At 65.8% G+C, this 15,602-nt stretch carries 14 protein-coding genes; 4 read left to right on the top strand and 10 right to left on the bottom strand.

Annotated elements, in window-relative coordinates:
• Nucleotides 1-18: 18 nt before the first annotated feature.
• The 10 genes from NOF55_RS05995 to xdhA form a co-directional block, all read right to left on the bottom strand.
• Nucleotides 19-615 carry a ferric reductase-like transmembrane domain-containing protein gene (locus NOF55_RS05995; protein WP_306410436.1) on the bottom strand — a complete coding sequence of 199 codons (597 nt, stop codon included), beginning with the start codon at nt 613-615 and terminating at the stop codon, nt 19-21.
• Nucleotides 599-1,093 (bottom strand): peptidase associated/transthyretin-like domain-containing protein, encoded by a 495-nt coding sequence (locus NOF55_RS05990; RefSeq protein WP_306410435.1) that lies wholly within the window; start codon nt 1,091-1,093, stop codon nt 599-601. Before NOF55_RS05990 ends, NOF55_RS05995 begins: the two co-directional genes overlap by 17 nt.
• A gap of 108 nt (nt 1,094-1,201) precedes the next feature.
• Nucleotides 1,202-2,347, bottom strand: a complete 1,146-nt coding sequence (locus NOF55_RS05985; RefSeq protein ID WP_306410434.1) for an alpha-hydroxy acid oxidase — start codon at nt 2,345-2,347, stop codon at nt 1,202-1,204.
• 56 nt (nt 2,348-2,403) lie between these two features.
• The gene (gene guaD, locus NOF55_RS05980; protein ID WP_306410433.1) at nt 2,404-3,726 is read right to left on the bottom strand and encodes a guanine deaminase; all 1,323 of its coding nucleotides are present in this window, start codon (nt 3,724-3,726) and stop codon (nt 2,404-2,406) included.
• Nucleotides 3,723-4,970 carry a urate hydroxylase PuuD gene (locus NOF55_RS05975; RefSeq protein WP_306410432.1) on the bottom strand — a complete coding sequence of 416 codons (1,248 nt, stop codon included), beginning with the start codon at nt 4,968-4,970 and terminating at the stop codon, nt 3,723-3,725. The genes guaD and NOF55_RS05975 overlap by 4 nt, the downstream gene beginning before the upstream one ends.
• Nucleotides 4,971-5,081: 111 nt before the next feature.
• Nucleotides 5,082-5,990, bottom strand: a complete 909-nt coding sequence (locus NOF55_RS05970; protein WP_306410431.1) for a LysR substrate-binding domain-containing protein — start codon at nt 5,988-5,990, stop codon at nt 5,082-5,084.
• Complete coding sequence (locus NOF55_RS05965; protein ID WP_306410430.1) at nt 5,987-6,226, bottom strand: hypothetical protein; 240 nt, start codon at nt 6,224-6,226, stop codon at nt 5,987-5,989. Before NOF55_RS05965 ends, NOF55_RS05970 begins: the two co-directional genes overlap by 4 nt.
• Entirely contained in the window at nt 6,223-7,065 is an 843-nt protein-coding gene (xdhC, locus tag NOF55_RS05960; protein ID WP_306410429.1) for a xanthine dehydrogenase accessory protein XdhC, read from the bottom strand. Before xdhC ends, NOF55_RS05965 begins: the two co-directional genes overlap by 4 nt.
• Nucleotides 7,065-9,401 (bottom strand): xanthine dehydrogenase molybdopterin binding subunit, encoded by a 2,337-nt coding sequence (gene xdhB / locus NOF55_RS05955; RefSeq protein WP_306410428.1) that lies wholly within the window; start codon nt 9,399-9,401, stop codon nt 7,065-7,067. Before xdhB ends, xdhC begins: the two co-directional genes overlap by 1 nt.
• Before the next feature lie 5 nt (nt 9,402-9,406).
• Nucleotides 9,407-10,864 (bottom strand): xanthine dehydrogenase small subunit, encoded by a 1,458-nt coding sequence (gene xdhA / locus NOF55_RS05950; protein ID WP_306410427.1) that lies wholly within the window; start codon nt 10,862-10,864, stop codon nt 9,407-9,409.
• 245 nt (nt 10,865-11,109) lie between these two features.
• On the opposite strand from xdhA, the gene NOF55_RS05945 reads away from it, so the two are divergent.
• From NOF55_RS05945 to sbmA, 4 genes are all read left to right on the top strand, one after another.
• Nucleotides 11,110-12,165 carry an LLM class flavin-dependent oxidoreductase gene (locus NOF55_RS05945; protein WP_306410426.1) on the top strand — a complete coding sequence of 352 codons (1,056 nt, stop codon included), beginning with the start codon at nt 11,110-11,112 and terminating at the stop codon, nt 12,163-12,165.
• 27 nt (nt 12,166-12,192) lie between these two features.
• Nucleotides 12,193-12,948, top strand: a complete 756-nt coding sequence (map, locus tag NOF55_RS05940) for a type I methionyl aminopeptidase (RefSeq protein ID WP_306410425.1) — start codon at nt 12,193-12,195, stop codon at nt 12,946-12,948.
• A 77-nt stretch (nt 12,949-13,025) separates the two neighbouring features.
• Nucleotides 13,026-14,219, top strand: coding sequence for a YbfB/YjiJ family MFS transporter (locus tag NOF55_RS05935; protein WP_306410424.1), 1,194 nt, complete (start codon nt 13,026-13,028; stop codon nt 14,217-14,219).
• A 124-nt stretch (nt 14,220-14,343) separates the two neighbouring features.
• Nucleotides 14,344-15,597 (top strand): peptide antibiotic transporter SbmA, encoded by a 1,254-nt coding sequence (gene sbmA, locus NOF55_RS05930; RefSeq protein WP_306410423.1) that lies wholly within the window; start codon nt 14,344-14,346, stop codon nt 15,595-15,597.
• The last annotated feature ends 5 nt before the right edge of the window (nt 15,598-15,602 follow it).

Genomic DNA, 15,602 nt, shown 5'->3' with positions numbered 1-15,602 from the left:
CTTTTCCCGGGTTTGCTCTCAGCGGCTGGGTCGCAGCCGGGTTTTCACGGCCAGAAGCGTTGCGAGCAGGGCTGCGGCGCAGATCATCGCTTTCGTCATGTCTCCCATCGCACCCTCGATCATCCACGCATGGACGATCCCGGCAATGGTGGCCGTGGCGGCGAGGAGCATGTGAAGCGCGCGCCACAGGGCGGGCGCAAGGCGCAGCCGGCGGCGGCCCGCGGCGAGCGCCGCCGTCAGCAGCAGGGCCACGAGGCCGATCACGCCATAGAGCGAGAAGGGGGTGGGCGCGACGAGCAGCAGGGCGTCGGCAATGTCCTCCGGGCTGTAGATGTAGAGGCCGCCGACATGGGCGATCACGAGAAGCAGTGTGACCGCGCCCGTCAGGCGATGCCAGGACAGGCCGGTCCTGCCGCGCGTTCCGGGCAGGCGGTTGGCGACGAAGAGCGGTTGCAGGAAAAGCGTGCTCAACGCAAGGACGCCGGCCATGCCGCCGGCGATCCATATCGCGTCGCGTCCGTTCAGCAGGGGGCTTGCCGCCGCCACGGCGACGGGCAGGACGGCGACGAGGCCGACCGCCGTCCACAGGGCGATCGCCTCAACTCTTCGGCGCATCGCCGCCGGTCGGAGCCAGATTGAAATCGACGACGATGGACGTGTCGTTGCGGCTTTGCAGCACGGGCCGCAGGAAGAGCGTCTCATAGCCCGGATCGTCGAAGGCGACATGGATGTGCGCCTGGCCGAATTGCGGGACGATGGGCGAGGTTTCGAGGCGGAAATTGCCCTGGGCGTCGGTCATGACGCTGCCGCGGTTGGTCGGCTCGCGCTCGCCGCCGCGTTCCGTGGCAGTCCAGATCTGCACGCGCACATTGGCGAGCGGCGCGCAGGTGCCGGCTTCGCGCACCGTTCCCGACACGACGAAGCCGGTGCCGAGGTTTTCGACCGCAGGGGCGTTGGCGATATAATTGTTCCGGCCGCCGCGCATCGTTTCGGTGGCGGCGCATCCGCTGGCGTTCTGGGCGAACGCCGGCGGGCCGGGAAGCGCAAGAACCGGCGAAAACGCGAGTGCCGCTGCGATCAGGGTCCGTTTCATGGGATCAGCCTCTTCGACCTGTTGAACGAAAGAACGTCCTGCAAGTGTGTCGGTATCCGCGGGGCTTTTGAAGGCCGGCCGCTTCAAACATCCGTGAGACGGCGGTGATCAGAACGGGCTTTCGGCGATGATCTCCCGCGTCGCCCCGGAAATCTCCCTCCTGCCGCAGAGGGCGAGCGTGGTGTCCATCTCCCGGCGGATGATCTCGAGCGCCAGCTTCACGCCCTCGCGTCCGCCGGCGCCGAGGCCGTAGAGGAAGGGGCGGCCGATGAAGGTGCCCCTCGCGCCGAGCGCCAGCGCCTTCAGGACATCCTGGCCGGAGCGGATGCCGCCATCCATATGGACCTCGATGCGGTCGCCGACCGCTTCGGCGATCCGGGGCAGGGCGGAAATGGAGGAGGGCGCGCCGTCGAGCTGGCGGCCGCCGTGATTGGAGACGATCAGCGCATCGGCGCCCGTCCTCGCCGCCATTTCCGCATCCTCGACGTCGAGCACGCCCTTCAGGATCAGCTTGCCGCCCCAGCGCTGCCGGATCCATTCCACGTCCTTCCACGAAAGCTGCGGGTCGAACTGTTCCGCCGTCCAGGTGGAGAGCGAGGAGAGGTCCGAGACGTTCTTCGCATGGCCGACGATGTTGCCGAAGGTACGGCGCTTCGTCTTCAGCATGTCGAGGCACCAGAAGGGCCGGGTCGCCATCTGCCAGATATGCTTCGGAGTGAATTTCGGCGGTGTGGACAGGCCGTTGCGGATGTCGTTGTGGCGCTGGCCGAGGATTTGCAGGTCGAGCGTCAGCACCAGCGCCGAGCAGCCCGCCGCCCGGGCGCGGTCGATGAGGCTGCCGACAAAATCGCGGTCCTTCATCACGTAGAGCTGGAACCAGAAGGGCGATTTCGTGTGGGCGGCGACATCCTCGATGGAGCAGATGCTCATGGTCGACAGGGTGAAGGGCACGCCCGCCTCTTCCGCCGCCTGCGCCGCGAGGATCTCGCCGTCGGCATGCTGCATGCCCGTCAGGCCGGTCGGGGCGAGTGCGACCGGCATGGAAACGGGGTGGCCGACCATCGTCGTTTTCAGCGAGCGGTTCGCCATGTCCACCAGCACGCGCTGGCGCAGCTTGATCCTGCCGAAATCCTCCTCGTTCGCCCGATAGGTGCTTTGCGTGTACGAGCCACTGTCGGCGTAGTCGAAGAACATTTTCGGCACACGGCGTTTCGCGCGGGCCTTGAGGTCGGCGATATCGAGGGAAGCAGTCATGAGGGGTATTCCGGTGGTTGAAAGTGGCCCGGTCTAGCACGCCGGGCCGGCGCGCGTCATGACGCAATTGTCGCAATGCTGCTTTTCGCCGGGCGGCCGGCAACGTAGGTTTCGGCAACGGCGCGGTCGTCGCCGAGCGTTTGCAGCAGGAACAGTTCGTCCGCGAGCGAGCCGACCACTTCCATCTTCAATGCCATCGCCGGCGTCGCCGACGCGTCCAGCACCACGAGGTCGGCATCGGTGCCGGGATCGAGCGAGCCGATGCGGTCGGCCAGCGCGACGGCTTCGGCATTGCCGCGGGTCAGCAGCCAGAAGCTTTCCAGCGGGTTCAGCCGCTCGCCCAGCAGTTGCTGGACCTTGTAGGCCTCGTCCATCGTCCTCAGCATCGAATAGCTGGAGCCGCCGCCGATGTCGGTGGCGACCGAAACCGTCACGGGTTTCTCGCGGCCGATGAGCTTTTTCAGCGGCATCAGGCCCGAACCGAGGAAGAGGTTCGAGGTCGGGCAATGGACGGCGACCGCGCCCGTGTCGCTTAGCACGTCCGCCTCGCGTTCGGAAAGATGGATGCAGTGGCCGAGCAACGCCTTCGGGCGCAGGAGGCCGTAGCGGGCGTAGATGTCGGTATAGTCGGACGCTTCCGGGTAAAGCTCGCCGGTGTAGCGGATTTCCTCGTCGTTTTCCGACAGGTGCGTCTGGATGTGCAGGTCGGGAAACTCGCGGGCGAGTGCTGCGGCGGCTTCCATCTGCCGCGGCGTGGAGGTGATGGCGAAGCGCGGCGTGATGGCGACGTGGTTGCGGCCCCGGCCGTGCCACTCATCGATCACCGCGCGGGTCTCGTCATAGCCGGTCTCCGGCGTGTCGAGCAGGCCCTGCGGGGCGTTGCGGTCCATCATCACCTTGCCGCCGATCATGCAGGTGCCGCGCTTCAGGCTTTCGGCGAAGAAGGCGTCGGCGGAGGTCTTGTGGACCGAGCAATAGGCAGCGGCGGTGGTGGTGCCGTGGCGCAGAAGCTCATCGAACAGATGCGTGGCGATGCGCCCGGCATGGGCGCTTTCCACGAACCTGCATTCCTCGGGGAAAGTGTAGGTGTTCAGCCATTCCAGAAGATTGGCGGCGTAGGAGCCGATCACCTGCATCTGCGGGAAATGGATATGCGTATCGATGAAGCCGGGCAGGATGAGGTGTGGCCGGTGGTCGATCTCCGCGGTGCCTTCCGGCGCTTCGGCCCTGACAGAGGCGTAGTCACCGACGGCGGCGATCACACCGTCCTCGATCAGCAGGCCGCCGTCCTCCTCGTAGAGATAGCTCGCCCGGTCGTCGAGGCTTTCCGGCATGCGGTGGAAGGAGAGGAGGCGGCCCCTCAGCAGCAGTCGTGTCATTGCGTGGTCTTTCGGGAAAGGGCGCTTTCATACCAGGCTGTCAGCAGCGCCCTGTCTTCCGCTGTCAGGTAGGTGACGTTGCCGGGCGGCATCGCCCGGCTGATGCCCGCCTGCAAATAGATCTCGCGGGCGTGGCGGGCGATTTCCGCGTCGGTTTCGAGCTTCACCGCCTTGGGCGCGTGGATGATGCCCTCCCAGGCCGGCTCCCGCGCGTGGCACATCGAACAGCGCGACTGGACGAGATCGCGCACCTCCTCGAAATGCGGATCGTCGGCGAAACGGGCATAGGCCGGCGCGGGGGCGGCCGCTTCTTCATCCTCGGCCACCGGCGCGCCGTTGCCGAGCGTCGAGAGCCAGACGATGGCGGCGAAGATCGCGGCGGTCGCGCCCCAGGTCCAGTACGGCTTGCCTTTGCGGGCATGGGTGGTGTTGAACCAGTGGCGGATGGTGACGCCGAGCAGGAAGACCAGCGCCGCGATGGCCCAGTTCCACGCCGTGGCGAAGGCCATCGGATAGTGGTTCGACAGCATGAAGAAGATGACCGGCAGCGTCAGGTAGTTGTTGTGCAGCGAGCGTTGCTTGGCCTGTGCGCCAAGCTTCGGGTCCGGCGTCCTGCCGGCCTTGAGATCGGCGACGACGATCTTCTGGTTGGGAATGATGACGAAGAACACGTTGGCCGTCATGATCGTCGCCGTGAAGGCGCCGAGATGCAGGAAGGTGGCGCGGCCGGAAAAGACCTGCGTATAGGCGAAGGCCATGATGACCAGCACCAGATAGAGCAGGATCATCAGGCCGCGGGTGTTCCTGCCCAGCGGCGACTTGCAGAGCAGGTCGTAGGCGATCCAGCCGATGGTCAGCGAAACGATGGAAATGAGGATCGCCTGCCAGCCCGCCAGTTCCATCACGTCCGTGTCGATCAGGAAGAGGTCCGCCCCGGCGTAATAGACGATGGCCAGTAGCGCGGCGCCCGACAGCCAGGTGACGTAACTTTCCCATTTGAACCAGATCAGGTGGTCCGGCATCGAGGCCGGCGCGACCAGATATTTCTGGATATGGTAGAAGCCGCCGCCGTGAACCTGCCATTCCTCGCCATGCACGCCGGAGGGCAGGTGCGGGCGCTTCGTGAGGCCGAGATCGAGCGCGATGAAATAGAACGACGAGCCGATCCACGCGATGGCCGTGATGACATGCAGCCAGCGGACGGCGAAGGACAGCCATTCCCAGAGGATGGGATAGTCAAACATTCGGTTCCCCTTCTTGGTGTCTGCCCCGCGATCTTGCGAAAGAACCGCGGTAAGGAAAGTTCTTCACGAGCATTCCGGAGCCTCGCCCCCAAGGCCGCGCGGCGCCCGGCATCATGTCTGTCCGTCCGGTTCGAAGGGCGGCAGCATGTCGGTGATCCATTGCCGGAAAGCCTTGATCTTGTAGGTGTTGCGCCGGCTTCGCGGGTAGACCAGCCAGTAGATGCTTTCCTTTTCCAGAAACAGGTCGAAAGGCTGGATGAGGCGGCCGGAATCGAGTTCGTCCTGAACGTAGAACGGACTCAGCATCGCCACGCCATGACCGGCAATAGCAGCATTGGCCTCCATGTCCAGAGCGCCGAAGGCGTCCAGCTTCGGAAAGCTGTGTCCGGACGCATCGACGCCGGCCGCGCTGAACCAGGACCTCCAGCAGGCGGCCGTCGAACTGATGCAGGGCAATGCCAGCAGGTCGGAAAGCTGGCTGATCCCTCCGACGCTGGCCGCAAGTTCCGGACTGAGCATCGGTGCGTAGCGAAGCCGCAGGATCGGATGGCAGACGAGTCCCGGCCAGTTTCCCGTTCCGATACGGATCGCGACATCGGCGGTTTCGCGATCGAAATCCTTTTCGTCGACCGCCCGCAGCAGCCGGACGGCGATATCGGGATGCTGCAACTGGAAGCCGCCGAGATGGCGCGCCAGCCATTGCGCGGCGAATGTCGGCACGGAATGGATTTCCAGCGTCTCGTCGGCGGTACGGCGTGCGGAGCGGACCGCCTCGGTCAGCAGGCCGAAAGCCTCCGCAACCCGCGGGAAAAGCCGCTCGCCGGTCTCGGTGAGGGCGATCTGGCGCGGGCGCCTTTCGAAAAGCGGTTTGCCGACGTTCTCCTCCAGCAGCCTGATCTGATAGCTGACGGCGGTCTGCGTCATGCCGAGTTCTTCGCCCGCTCTCGTGAAACTGAGATGGCGAGCCGTCGCCTCGAAAACCCTCAATGCGTTCAGGGGAAACTGCCGCGACATCTTCATGGATAAGTTCTCTTTATGGAAGGCGCGGCAGTTTTCATTGGATGTTCCGGAAAGGAAAAAGCATTTTCCGGTTCGGGCAACCAATGGATTTGGGCCTGGATCAAGGAGAGAACGATGTTCATCGACAGTCCGCGCGCGGTGCGGCTGCTGGCGCGCCTGCGCGCATTTTCATGCCGGGCCGTGCGGCGGCTGGCGAAACGGCGCCAATGCGGCGGTGACGTGCCGGCCATGCTCAAGGGCGATCTCGCTCTGCCGACAGGGCAGGAAGAGGTGACGCCGCTGCGCGAGAAGCAGAGGCGCGAAGCAGTTCGGCTGCGACCATAGCCGCGATGACCGCCGGGCGCTTGTCGCGCACCGCGCTGCCGCCGATCGGCAGGACGAGGCGGTCGAGCGCTGCCGGTTCGCCGCCTTCGGACACGAACCACCTGGCGAAGGTCGCCCGTTTGGTGGCCGAGCCGATCATGCCGGTATAGAAAAGGTCGGTGCGGGCGAGCGCACGCCAGGCGATCAGGAAATCCAGCGCGTGGTCGTGGGTGACGATGATGGCGGCGCCGCCCGGCGGAATGGCCGTCGCCTCGGCTTCCGGCAGGGCGGAAAGCCGGGTGGCGACCCCTTCCGGCAGGCCTTGCAATTCCTCCCGGCGCGTCTCGACGACCGTGACGGCGAAGGGCAGGGGCAGGAGCGCGGAGGCGAGCGCCTTGCCGACATGGCCAGCGCCGAAGACGAAGACGGCGGGATGCGTTTCCGTCTCCGCTTTCAGCCGTGTTTCGAGGCGGGTTCGGGCAGCCGCGTCGAAGACCGAGAAGGACAGCGACACGAAGCCGCCGCAGCACTGGCCGATGGCCGGGCCGAGCGGAATGTCCCGCCGCAGATCGTCCGCCCTGCCGGCCAGAAGCGCCCGGGCATGGTCGATCGCCATATATTCGAAGGCGCCGCCGCCGATGGTGCCGTGGAGGCCGGTTTCGGAGACGAGCATCCACGCGCCCGCCTCGCGCGGGGTGGAGCCTTTCACCTCGACGACCTCGACGAGGATGGTCCTGGGATTGTCTTCGAGGAAGGTAGAGAGGAGCTGCATCAAGGCCCCTTCAGCCGTTCCACGGCCATCAGCACGCGCTCCGGGGTGGCGGGCGCGTCGAGGCGCGGGCATTGGCGATAGCCGGCGACCGAGGCGACGGCCATCGACAGCGCCTCCAGAACCGAAATGCCCAGCATGAAGGGCGGCTCGCCCACCGCCTTGGAGCGGCCGATGGTGGGCTCGGTATTTTCCGCCCATTCGGCCAGCGCGACATTGAAGATCTTCGGCCGGTCGGAAGCCAGCGGAATCTTGTAGGTGGAGGGGGCATGGGTGCGCAGGCGGCCCTTGGCGTCCCACCACAGTTCCTCGGTCGTCAGCCAGCCCATGCCCTGCACGAAGGCGCCCTCGATCTGGCCCTTGTCGATGTCCGGGTTCAGCGAGCGGCCGACATCGTGGAGAATGTCGGTGCGCTCCACCTGGTATTCGCCGGTCAGCGTATCGATAGACACTTCCGAGCAGGCAGCGCCATAGGCGAAGTAATAGAAGGGATGGCCGCGACCGGCCTTGCGGTCCCAGTGGATCTTCGGGGTCTTGTAGAACCCCGCCGCCGAAAGCTGGACGCGGGCGAAATAGGCCTTGTTGATGAATTCCGGGAAGGGCACCTGCTCGCCGCCGATCCGCACGCGGTTCGGCAGGAACTCCACCTCGCCTTCCGGCACGTTCCATGCCGCGGCGGCGAAGGCGACGAGGCGCTCCTTGATCTGGCGGCAGGCATCCCATGCGGCCATGCCGTTCAGGTCCGAACCGGAGGAGGCGGCGGTGGCCGAGGTGTTCGGCACCTTGCCGGTGGTGGTGGCGGTGATCTTCACCCGGTCGATATCGACCTTGAACGCATCGGCCACCACCTGCGCCACCTTGGTGTAGAGGCCCTGGCCCATTTCCGTGCCGCCGTGGTTCAGGTGGATCGACCCGTCGTTATAGACATGCACCAGCGCGCCGGCCTGGTTGAAGGCCGTCATGGTGAAGGAGATGCCGAATTTCACCGGGGTCAGCGCGATGCCCTTGCGGATGACCGGGCTCGTCTCGTTGAAGGCGAGGATCGCCTCGCGCCGTGCCTGATAGTCCGCGCCCTCTTCCAGTTCCGACACGATCCGGCCGATGATGTTGTCGGCGATGTCCTGATGGTAGGGGGTGAGGGTGCGGCCCGAGCCGGGCTGGCCGTAGAAGTTCAGCTTGCGGATTTCGAGCGGGTCCTTGCCGACGGCATAGGCGATTTCCTCGATGAAGCGTTCGCCGCCCACCATGCCCTGCGGGCCGCCGAAGCCGCGAAAGGCGGTGTTGGAGACGGTGTGCGTCTTGAGCGGCTTCGAGACGAGCCGCACATGCGGGTAGAAATAGCTGGAATCGGCATGGAACAGCGCGCGGTCCGTGACCGGGCCGGAAAGATCGGCGGAGAAGCCGCAGCGGGCCGCGAAGGTCGCGTCGACCGCGTGGATGCGGCCCTCGTCGTCGAAGCCGAGATCGTAGTCGATGCGGAAATCGTGGCGCTTGCCGGTCGCCACCATGTCCTCGTCGCGGTCGGGGCGGAACTTCACGGCACGGTTCAGCTTCTTCGCCGCGATGACGGCAAGGGCGGCGAACTGGTTGCCCTGCGTTTCCTTGCCGCCGAAGCCGCCGCCCATGCGGCGCACGTTGACCGTGATGGCGTTCGAGGCGATGCCCATGACATGGCCGACGATGTGCTGCACCTCGCTCGGGTGCTGGGTGGAGGACCAGATCGCCACCTCGTCGTCTTCGCCGGGAATGGCGAGCGCGATGTGGCTTTCCAGATAGAAATGCTCCTGCCCGCCGACATGGAACGTGCCCTTCAGGCGGCGCGGCGCCTTGCCGATCTCGGTTTCCGGCTCGCCGCGATGCAGAACCATCGGCTCGACGACCGTCGGCGCGTCGTTGGCGATCGCGCCGTCGATATCCGACCAGTGCGGCAGGTCGCGATATTCGATCTTCGCCCTGCGCGCCGCGCGCCGGGCAATGTCGCGGGTTTCGGCGATCACGGCGAAGATCGGCTGGCCGTGGAACTCGACCCTGGTTTCGGCAAGCAGGGGCTCGTCGTGGCGGCCGGTGGACGAGACGTCGTTGACGCCGGGCACGTCGCCGGCCGTCAGCACGCAGACCACGCCGGGCTGGGCGGCGACGTCGGAAAGATCGACGGACAGGATGTCCGCATGCGCCCGCTCGGCGAGGCCGAGCGCGCCGTGCAGCAGGCCGGCCGGTTCGGGAATGTCGTCGATATATTCGGCCGCGCCCGTCACGTGCTTGTGGGCGGAATCGTGCCGCAGCGATGCGTGCATCGGTCCCTTGATCGTGGCGGCAGCGGTGAAGGTGGCCTTGTCCATTGCGTTCAAGCCTCCGCGTAACGCTTCAGTTCCTGCGGCGTGCCGGATGTTTCGAGGAAGAAACGGTAAAGCAGGTTTTTGGCCGTGAGTTGGCGATATCCGGCGGTGGCGCGCCAGTCGGTCAGCGGCTGGTAATCGGCGTCGAAGGCGGGTTGCGCGGCGCGCACCGTTTCCTCCGTCCACGGCCTGCCGAGCAGGGCCGCTTCGACGGCGCCGGCGCGTTTCGGCGTTCCGGCCATGCCGCCGAAGGCGATGCGGACGGCTTTCACGGTTCCGGCCTCAAGCTCAAGATAGAAGCCGCCGCAGACGGCGGAGATATCCTCGTCGCGGCGCTTGGAAATCTTGTAGACGGCATAGCGGCTGTCGCGCGCCGGGCGCGGAATGAAGACGCTTTCGACGAATTCGCCGGGCTTGCGGTCCTGCTTGCCGTAATCGATGAAGAAGGCCTCCAGCGGCAGCGTGCGCGGACCGGCGGCGCCGTTGAGCGTCAGTTCGGCGCCGAGCGCGATCAGCGCGGGCGGCGTGTCGCCGATGGGCGAGCCGTTGGCGATGTTGCCGCCGATGGTGCCCATGTTGCGCACCTGCTGGCCGCCGATACGGGAAATCAGCCGGCCGAAGGCGGGAAACATGGCGCTGACGGCATTGAAGGCGGCGGCATAGGTGACGCCTGCGCCGATCCGCATGCCGTCTTCCGTCACGTCGAGCGTCTGGAGTTCGGGCAGATGGTTGATGAAGACGGCCGGCGAGAGGCTGCGCATCTGCTTCGTCACCCACAGGCCCGTGTCGGTGGAGCCGGCGACGATGGTCGCCCCGGCTTCCTGCGCGAGAATGCGGGCGAGATCGGAGGCTGAGGCGGGCAGGATGGCGCGCTCTCCGTTCCTTTCGATGACAATGGTCTCGTCCACGGCGAGTTCCTTCAGGCGGGCGGCGACCTTCTCGCGGCCGCCGAAGACCGGATCGGCGGCGGAGGGGCGTGAAAGGGCCGCCTGTTCGGCCGCCTTCACGATGGCCTCGTAGCCGGTGCAGCGACAGAGATTGCCTTGCAGCGCGCGCTCGATCTCCTCGCGGGTCGGCTGCGGATTGGCGAGCCAGAGGCCGTAGAGCGACATGACGAAGCCCGGCGTGCAGAAGCCGCATTGCGAGCCGTGGCAATCCACCATCGCCTGCTGCACGGGGTGCAGGGCGCCGTCCTTGCCTGCCAGATGCTCGACGGTAACGATGTGGGTCGCGTTGAGGGAACCGAGGAAGCGGATGCAGGCATTGACGCCCTCATAGACGAGCGCGCCGCCGGTGAGACGCCCGACCAGCACGGTGCAGGCGCCGCAATCGCCTTCGGCGCAGCCTTCCTTCGTGCCCCTCAGCCGGCGCTCGAGCCGCAGATAGTCGAGCAGCGTGTCGGCAGGGCCGAAATCCCGGACCTCGACTTCGGTCTCGTTCAGAATGAAACGAATACTACCGGACATGCTTCCCCTTCAGGTCGTCTTGATTTCATGCGCCGGTCTGAAAAGTTACGCGCAAAAGCGGTGCTCTGGCAATCCATGTTTTTAGGGGGCGCAAGGATTGGATACGAAATCGGTCGGAATTGAACTCATTTTTCCGCAGTTGCGGGCGAGGCCGCCGGATGCGGAGACGAACTGTCAACGGCAGGCCGCTTTGCGCTTTCGTGCGGGAGCCTCTATCTGGAATTGAAACGCACAGGAGATGAGGCATGGAACTCGGTCTTTACACTTTCGCGGATGTCGATCCGGCGGCGCCCCGAGGCCCGGAAGGCGCACGGCGGCTGAAGAACCTGCTGGAGGAAATCGAGCTGGCCGATCAGGTCGGGCTCGACGTGTTCGGCCTCGGCGAACATCACCGGCCGGACTACGCGGTTTCCTCGCCTTCCACGGTGCTGGCCGCCGCGGCGGTGAAGACGAAGACCATCCGGCTGACGAGCGCCGTCTCCGTCATCAGCTCGGACGATCCGGTGCGGCTCTTCCAGCAGTTCGCCACCATCGATCTTATCTCCGGCGGGCGGGCAGAAATCATGGTCGGGCGCGGTTCCTTCATCGAATCCTTTCCGCTGTTCGGCTACGACCTCGACGACTACGACGATCTCTTCGCCGAGAAGCTTGAACTTCTGATGCGGCTGAACGAAGGCGAGACCGTTCGCTGGCAGGGCAAGCATACCCAGACCATCGACGGGCGGGGCGTCTATCCGCGCCCGCTCCAGGAAAAGCTGCCGGTCTGGGTGGCCGTCGGCGGCACGCCGCAATCGGTCGCTCGCGCCGGCGCGCTCGGCCTGCCGGTGGCGCTCGCCATCATCGGCGGCGAGTATCCGCGTTTTGCGCCGCTTTTTTCGCTTTACCGCGAGGCAGCGCGCCGCGCCGGGCAGGACCCGGCGAAGCTTGCGACCTCGATCAACGTTCACGGTTTCGTCGACGTCACCCGGCAACAGGCCGCCGACACCTTCTACGGCCCGCAGCAGGCGGTGATGGACCGTCTCGGCCGCGAGCGGGGCTGGCCGCCTGGAACGCGCGGCCAGTTCGACCGGGCGATGGGACCGACCGGCAACCTCTTCGTCGGCGCGCCGGAGGAGGTGGCGGAAAAGATCGTCGCCGCGCACCGCCTGTTCGGCAACGACCGCTTCCTGTTGCAGATGGCCATCGGCCTGATGCCGCACGACGCGATCCTGCGCGGAATCGAGCTTTATGGCACGAAAGTCGCGCCGCTTGTCAGAAAGGAATTGACGGGCAGCGAAAGCGGCGGCAAACCCGCCGCGTGAATTTCAATCGTCAGGGAGAGCAGTCCGATGGTGATCAGCAGTCAGGAAGAGTTCGGCAAGATGCGCGATATCGGCCGCATCTGTGCGCGGACGCTCCAGACGATGAGCGAGGCGCTTCGTCCCGGCATCACCACCCGCGAACTGGACGAGATCGGCCGCAGGGCGCTGGAGGCGGCGGGCGCGCGCTCGGCGCCGGAGCTTTGCTACCAGTTTCCCGGCGCGACCTGCATTTCCGTCAACGAGGAAGTGGCGCACGGCATTCCGGGCGAGCGGGTCATCAAGGCGGGCGATCTGGTCAATATCGACGTTTCGGCCGAAAAGGACGGCTTCTTTTCCGATACGGGCGCATCCTTCACGGTCGGCAAGACCGCGCCGAAAATCTCCCGCCTGCTGCGCGACGGCAAGCGCGCCTGCTGGCTCGGCATCGGCGAGGTGAAGGCCGACAAGCCGCTCGCCAGCATCGGGCAGGCCATCGGCACCTTCGCGGCCAAGAACAGATACACGCTGATCGCCAACCTCGCCAGCCACGGCATCGGCCGTTCGCTGCACGAGGAGCCGACCGAACTCTCGACCTGGCCCGACCCCGACGAAAAGCGGATCATGCAGGACGGCCTCGTCTTCACCATCGAGCCTTTCCTCTCGCTCGGCGGCCAGTGGGCCGAGGACAGCGACGGCGAGGACGACTGGACGCTCTATTCCAGTCCCAAGGCGCCGACCGTGCAGTTCGAGCACACCGTGGTCTGCACCCGCAACGGCCCGGTCGTGCTGACGCTGCCGGATTGACACGGTGAGCGGCGTTCATCGCTGCCATCAGAATTCCTGATTTGTTTTGCGCCGGTGGCAATGGCATGAACGGCGGCATGACTGTCCGGACCGTCCGCTTCCCCTCGCTTTTCCTCCTCGGCCTGACCGGCGCGCTGGCGCTTGCCTCCTCGCAGGGGCTCGGCCGCTTTTTCTATACGCCGGTCCTGCCGGGCATGATGGCCTCGCTCGGCCTGTCGCCCGCCGATGCGGGCCTGATCGCGGCCGCCAATTTCGCGGGCTATCTGATCGGCGCGCTGCTTGCGGCGCAAAGCTGGGCGGCGGGCCGCGAACGGTCCGCCGCACTCGCCGGCCTGCTGGCGACGGCGGTGCTGATGGCGCTCATGGCCTGGCCGCAATCGCTCGCGCCCTTCATCGCCATCCGTTTTCTGGCCGGGCTGGCGAGCGCCTTCGCCCTGATCTTCACCTCCGCCATCGTCCTCGAACTGGCGGCCCGGGCGGGCAGCGCGACCGTGCCTTCCGCCATGTTCGGCGGCGTCGGCCTCGGCATTTCGCTGTCCTCCCTGATCGTCATGGCGGTTTACGTGCTGGCGGGCGGCAGCGGCGAGAGCTGGAGGCCGGGCTGGCTGACGGGATCGCTCCTGGCGCTGGCCATTTTCGCTCTGGCGGCCGTCGTGCTGCCGAAACCGCAGGCTGGCGCGCGCAAGGCGACGGAGCCCGAACTGAAATGGCGGCCGCTGTTCGTGATTGTGGCGGCGGCCTATTGCTGCTTCGGATTCGGCTACATCGTCAGCGCCACGTTCCTGGTCGCCATCGCCCGGCAGGCGGGGTCCGGGCAATGGGTGGAGTTTTCCGCCTGGTTCGCGACCGGCATTGCCTGCTTCGCATCGCTGTTTGCCTGGCAGCCGCTCGTCAGGCGGCGCGGGGCGGATGTCGTGTTCGCCATCTGCATGGTTCTTCTGGCGGCGGGGACGCTCGCTTCCGTGCTTCTGCCAGCCAGATTTGCGGTGGTCGCCGGCGGCATCCTGCTTGGCTGCACCTTCATGGTCATCACCTCCTGCGGGCTGGCGACCGGCCGGACGTTCGCGCCCGAGAGCCCGCGGCGGGCGATGGGCGTCATGACGGCGATCTTCGGGGTCGGCCAGATCGCCGGGCCGCTCGTCGGCGGCTGGGCGGCGGACATATCCGGCAGCTTTCTCCTGCCGAGCGTCATCGCGGCCGGCATCTTGATGATCGGCGCGGCGCTGCTCGTGCCGGTGATCACCGCGCGCCGCCAGACGGCCGGTAGATGACAATTCCGTAAGCTTCGATCCGTGCCATTGCGGCGCACACGCTTCTGCCATAGTTTCGCGTCAACTGGTCGGGCAGGGAGGGTTCCGCCCTCTCGAGCCATCCGCCAAGACAAGGTTCCGACGCGTGTTTCATTCCTTTTTCCCCCGCCCCAAACTGTTCTTTTCCTCGGCTGCGATCTGGACTTTGGTCTGCATCTGCGTCTGGTATTCGGTCGGTCCGCAGATCGGCGCTCTGGTCGGCCTGCCGCCGATGCCCCCGGGCGAAACGCCGCCGGTCGGCCTCGCCTTCTTCCTCACCCCGGACAACATCTGGTTCTATATCTACTTCACGATCTTCGTGGGAATCTTCGGCTTCGTCTGGAAGGTGATCGCGCGGGATCATCCGTGGGTGGACTGGTCGATCTGGGGATCGGCCTTCATCATCTTCATCGCCTATTTCAGCGTGCAGATCTCCGTGGCGGTGAACAACTGGCGCGGGCCGTTCTGGGACATGATCCAGAGGGCCATGAACAAGGACCCGGACGTGACGGTCGGCGCGCTCTACAGCCTTCAGCTCCGCTTCCTGGAAATCGGCCTGATCGGCGTGGCGCTCAGCGTGATCACGGCCTTCTTCACTAACCACTACGTGTTCCGCTGGCGCACGGCGATGAACAACTACTACCTTTCCAAATGGGACAAGCTGCGCCACATCGAAGGCGCCTCGCAGCGCGTGCAGGAAGACACGATGCGCTTCGCCAACATTCTCGAAGGGCTGGGCGTGGCGCTGATCAACTCCGTCATGACGCTGGTGGTCTTCCTGCCGATCCTCTTCCGCCTCTCGGACAATATCGGCGACCTGCCGGTGATCGGCGCCATTCCGCACGCGCTCTTCTGGCTGGCGATCGTCTGGTCGCTGTTCGGCACCGGTCTTCTGGCGCTGGCCGGCATCAAGCTGCCTGGGCTGCAATTCCGCAACCAGCGCGTCGAGGCGGCCTTCCGTAAGGAACTGGTCTACGGCGAGGATCACGCCGAGCGCGCCGACCCGGTGACGGTGCGCGAACTGTTCGACAATGTGCGGCGGAACTATTTCCGCATGTACTGGCACTATCTCTATTTCAACGTGGCGCGCTACACCTACGGCCAGCTCGACGCCATCTTCCTGACCTTCATCCTCATTCCGACCTTCGTGGCCGGGCGGCTGACGATGGGCCTCTGGCAGCAGGTGGCGACGGCCTTCGGGCAGGTGACGGACAGCTTCCAGTATCTGGTCAGCTTCTGGTCGACGATCATCGAGCTTCTGTCGATTTACAAGCGCCTCGTGGCCTTCGAGGCGGCCATCGACAACGAGCCGCTGCCGGAAATCGACCAGCGCTATCTGGAACGTGTCGGCAAGGCATAAAGGGC

It is taken from the genome of Ectorhizobium quercum (assembly GCF_026552795.1).
Classification (GTDB): Bacteria; Pseudomonadota; Alphaproteobacteria; order Rhizobiales; family Rhizobiaceae; genus Ectorhizobium; species Ectorhizobium quercum.
This window is presented reverse-complemented; position numbering and strand designations above follow the sequence as displayed.

What these genes read in the sequence shown, in the direction of transcription:
- NOF55_RS05995 (WP_306410436.1), bottom strand. Translation starts at nt 615, where the DNA reads ATGCGCCGAAGAGTTGAGGCGATCGCCCTGTGGACGGCGGTCGGCCTC.
- NOF55_RS05990 (WP_306410435.1), bottom strand. Translation starts at nt 1,093, where the DNA reads ATGAAACGGACCCTGATCGCAGCGGCACTCGCGTTTTCGCCGGTTCTT.
- NOF55_RS05985 (WP_306410434.1), bottom strand. Translation starts at nt 2,347, where the DNA reads ATGACTGCTTCCCTCGATATCGCCGACCTCAAGGCCCGCGCGAAACGC.
- guaD (WP_306410433.1), bottom strand. Translation starts at nt 3,726, where the DNA reads ATGACACGACTGCTGCTGAGGGGCCGCCTCCTCTCCTTCCACCGCATG.
- NOF55_RS05975 (WP_306410432.1), bottom strand. Translation starts at nt 4,970, where the DNA reads ATGTTTGACTATCCCATCCTCTGGGAATGGCTGTCCTTCGCCGTCCGC.
- NOF55_RS05970 (WP_306410431.1), bottom strand. Translation starts at nt 5,990, where the DNA reads ATGAAGATGTCGCGGCAGTTTCCCCTGAACGCATTGAGGGTTTTCGAG.
- xdhC (WP_306410429.1), bottom strand. Translation starts at nt 7,065, where the DNA reads ATGCAGCTCCTCTCTACCTTCCTCGAAGACAATCCCAGGACCATCCTC.
- xdhB (WP_306410428.1), bottom strand. Translation starts at nt 9,401, where the DNA reads ATGGACAAGGCCACCTTCACCGCTGCCGCCACGATCAAGGGACCGATG.
- xdhA (WP_306410427.1), bottom strand. Translation starts at nt 10,864, where the DNA reads ATGTCCGGTAGTATTCGTTTCATTCTGAACGAGACCGAAGTCGAGGTC.
- NOF55_RS05945 (WP_306410426.1), top strand. Translation starts at nt 11,110, where the DNA reads ATGGAACTCGGTCTTTACACTTTCGCGGATGTCGATCCGGCGGCGCCC.
- map (WP_306410425.1), top strand. Translation starts at nt 12,193, where the DNA reads ATGGTGATCAGCAGTCAGGAAGAGTTCGGCAAGATGCGCGATATCGGC.
- NOF55_RS05935 (WP_306410424.1), top strand. Translation starts at nt 13,026, where the DNA reads ATGACTGTCCGGACCGTCCGCTTCCCCTCGCTTTTCCTCCTCGGCCTG.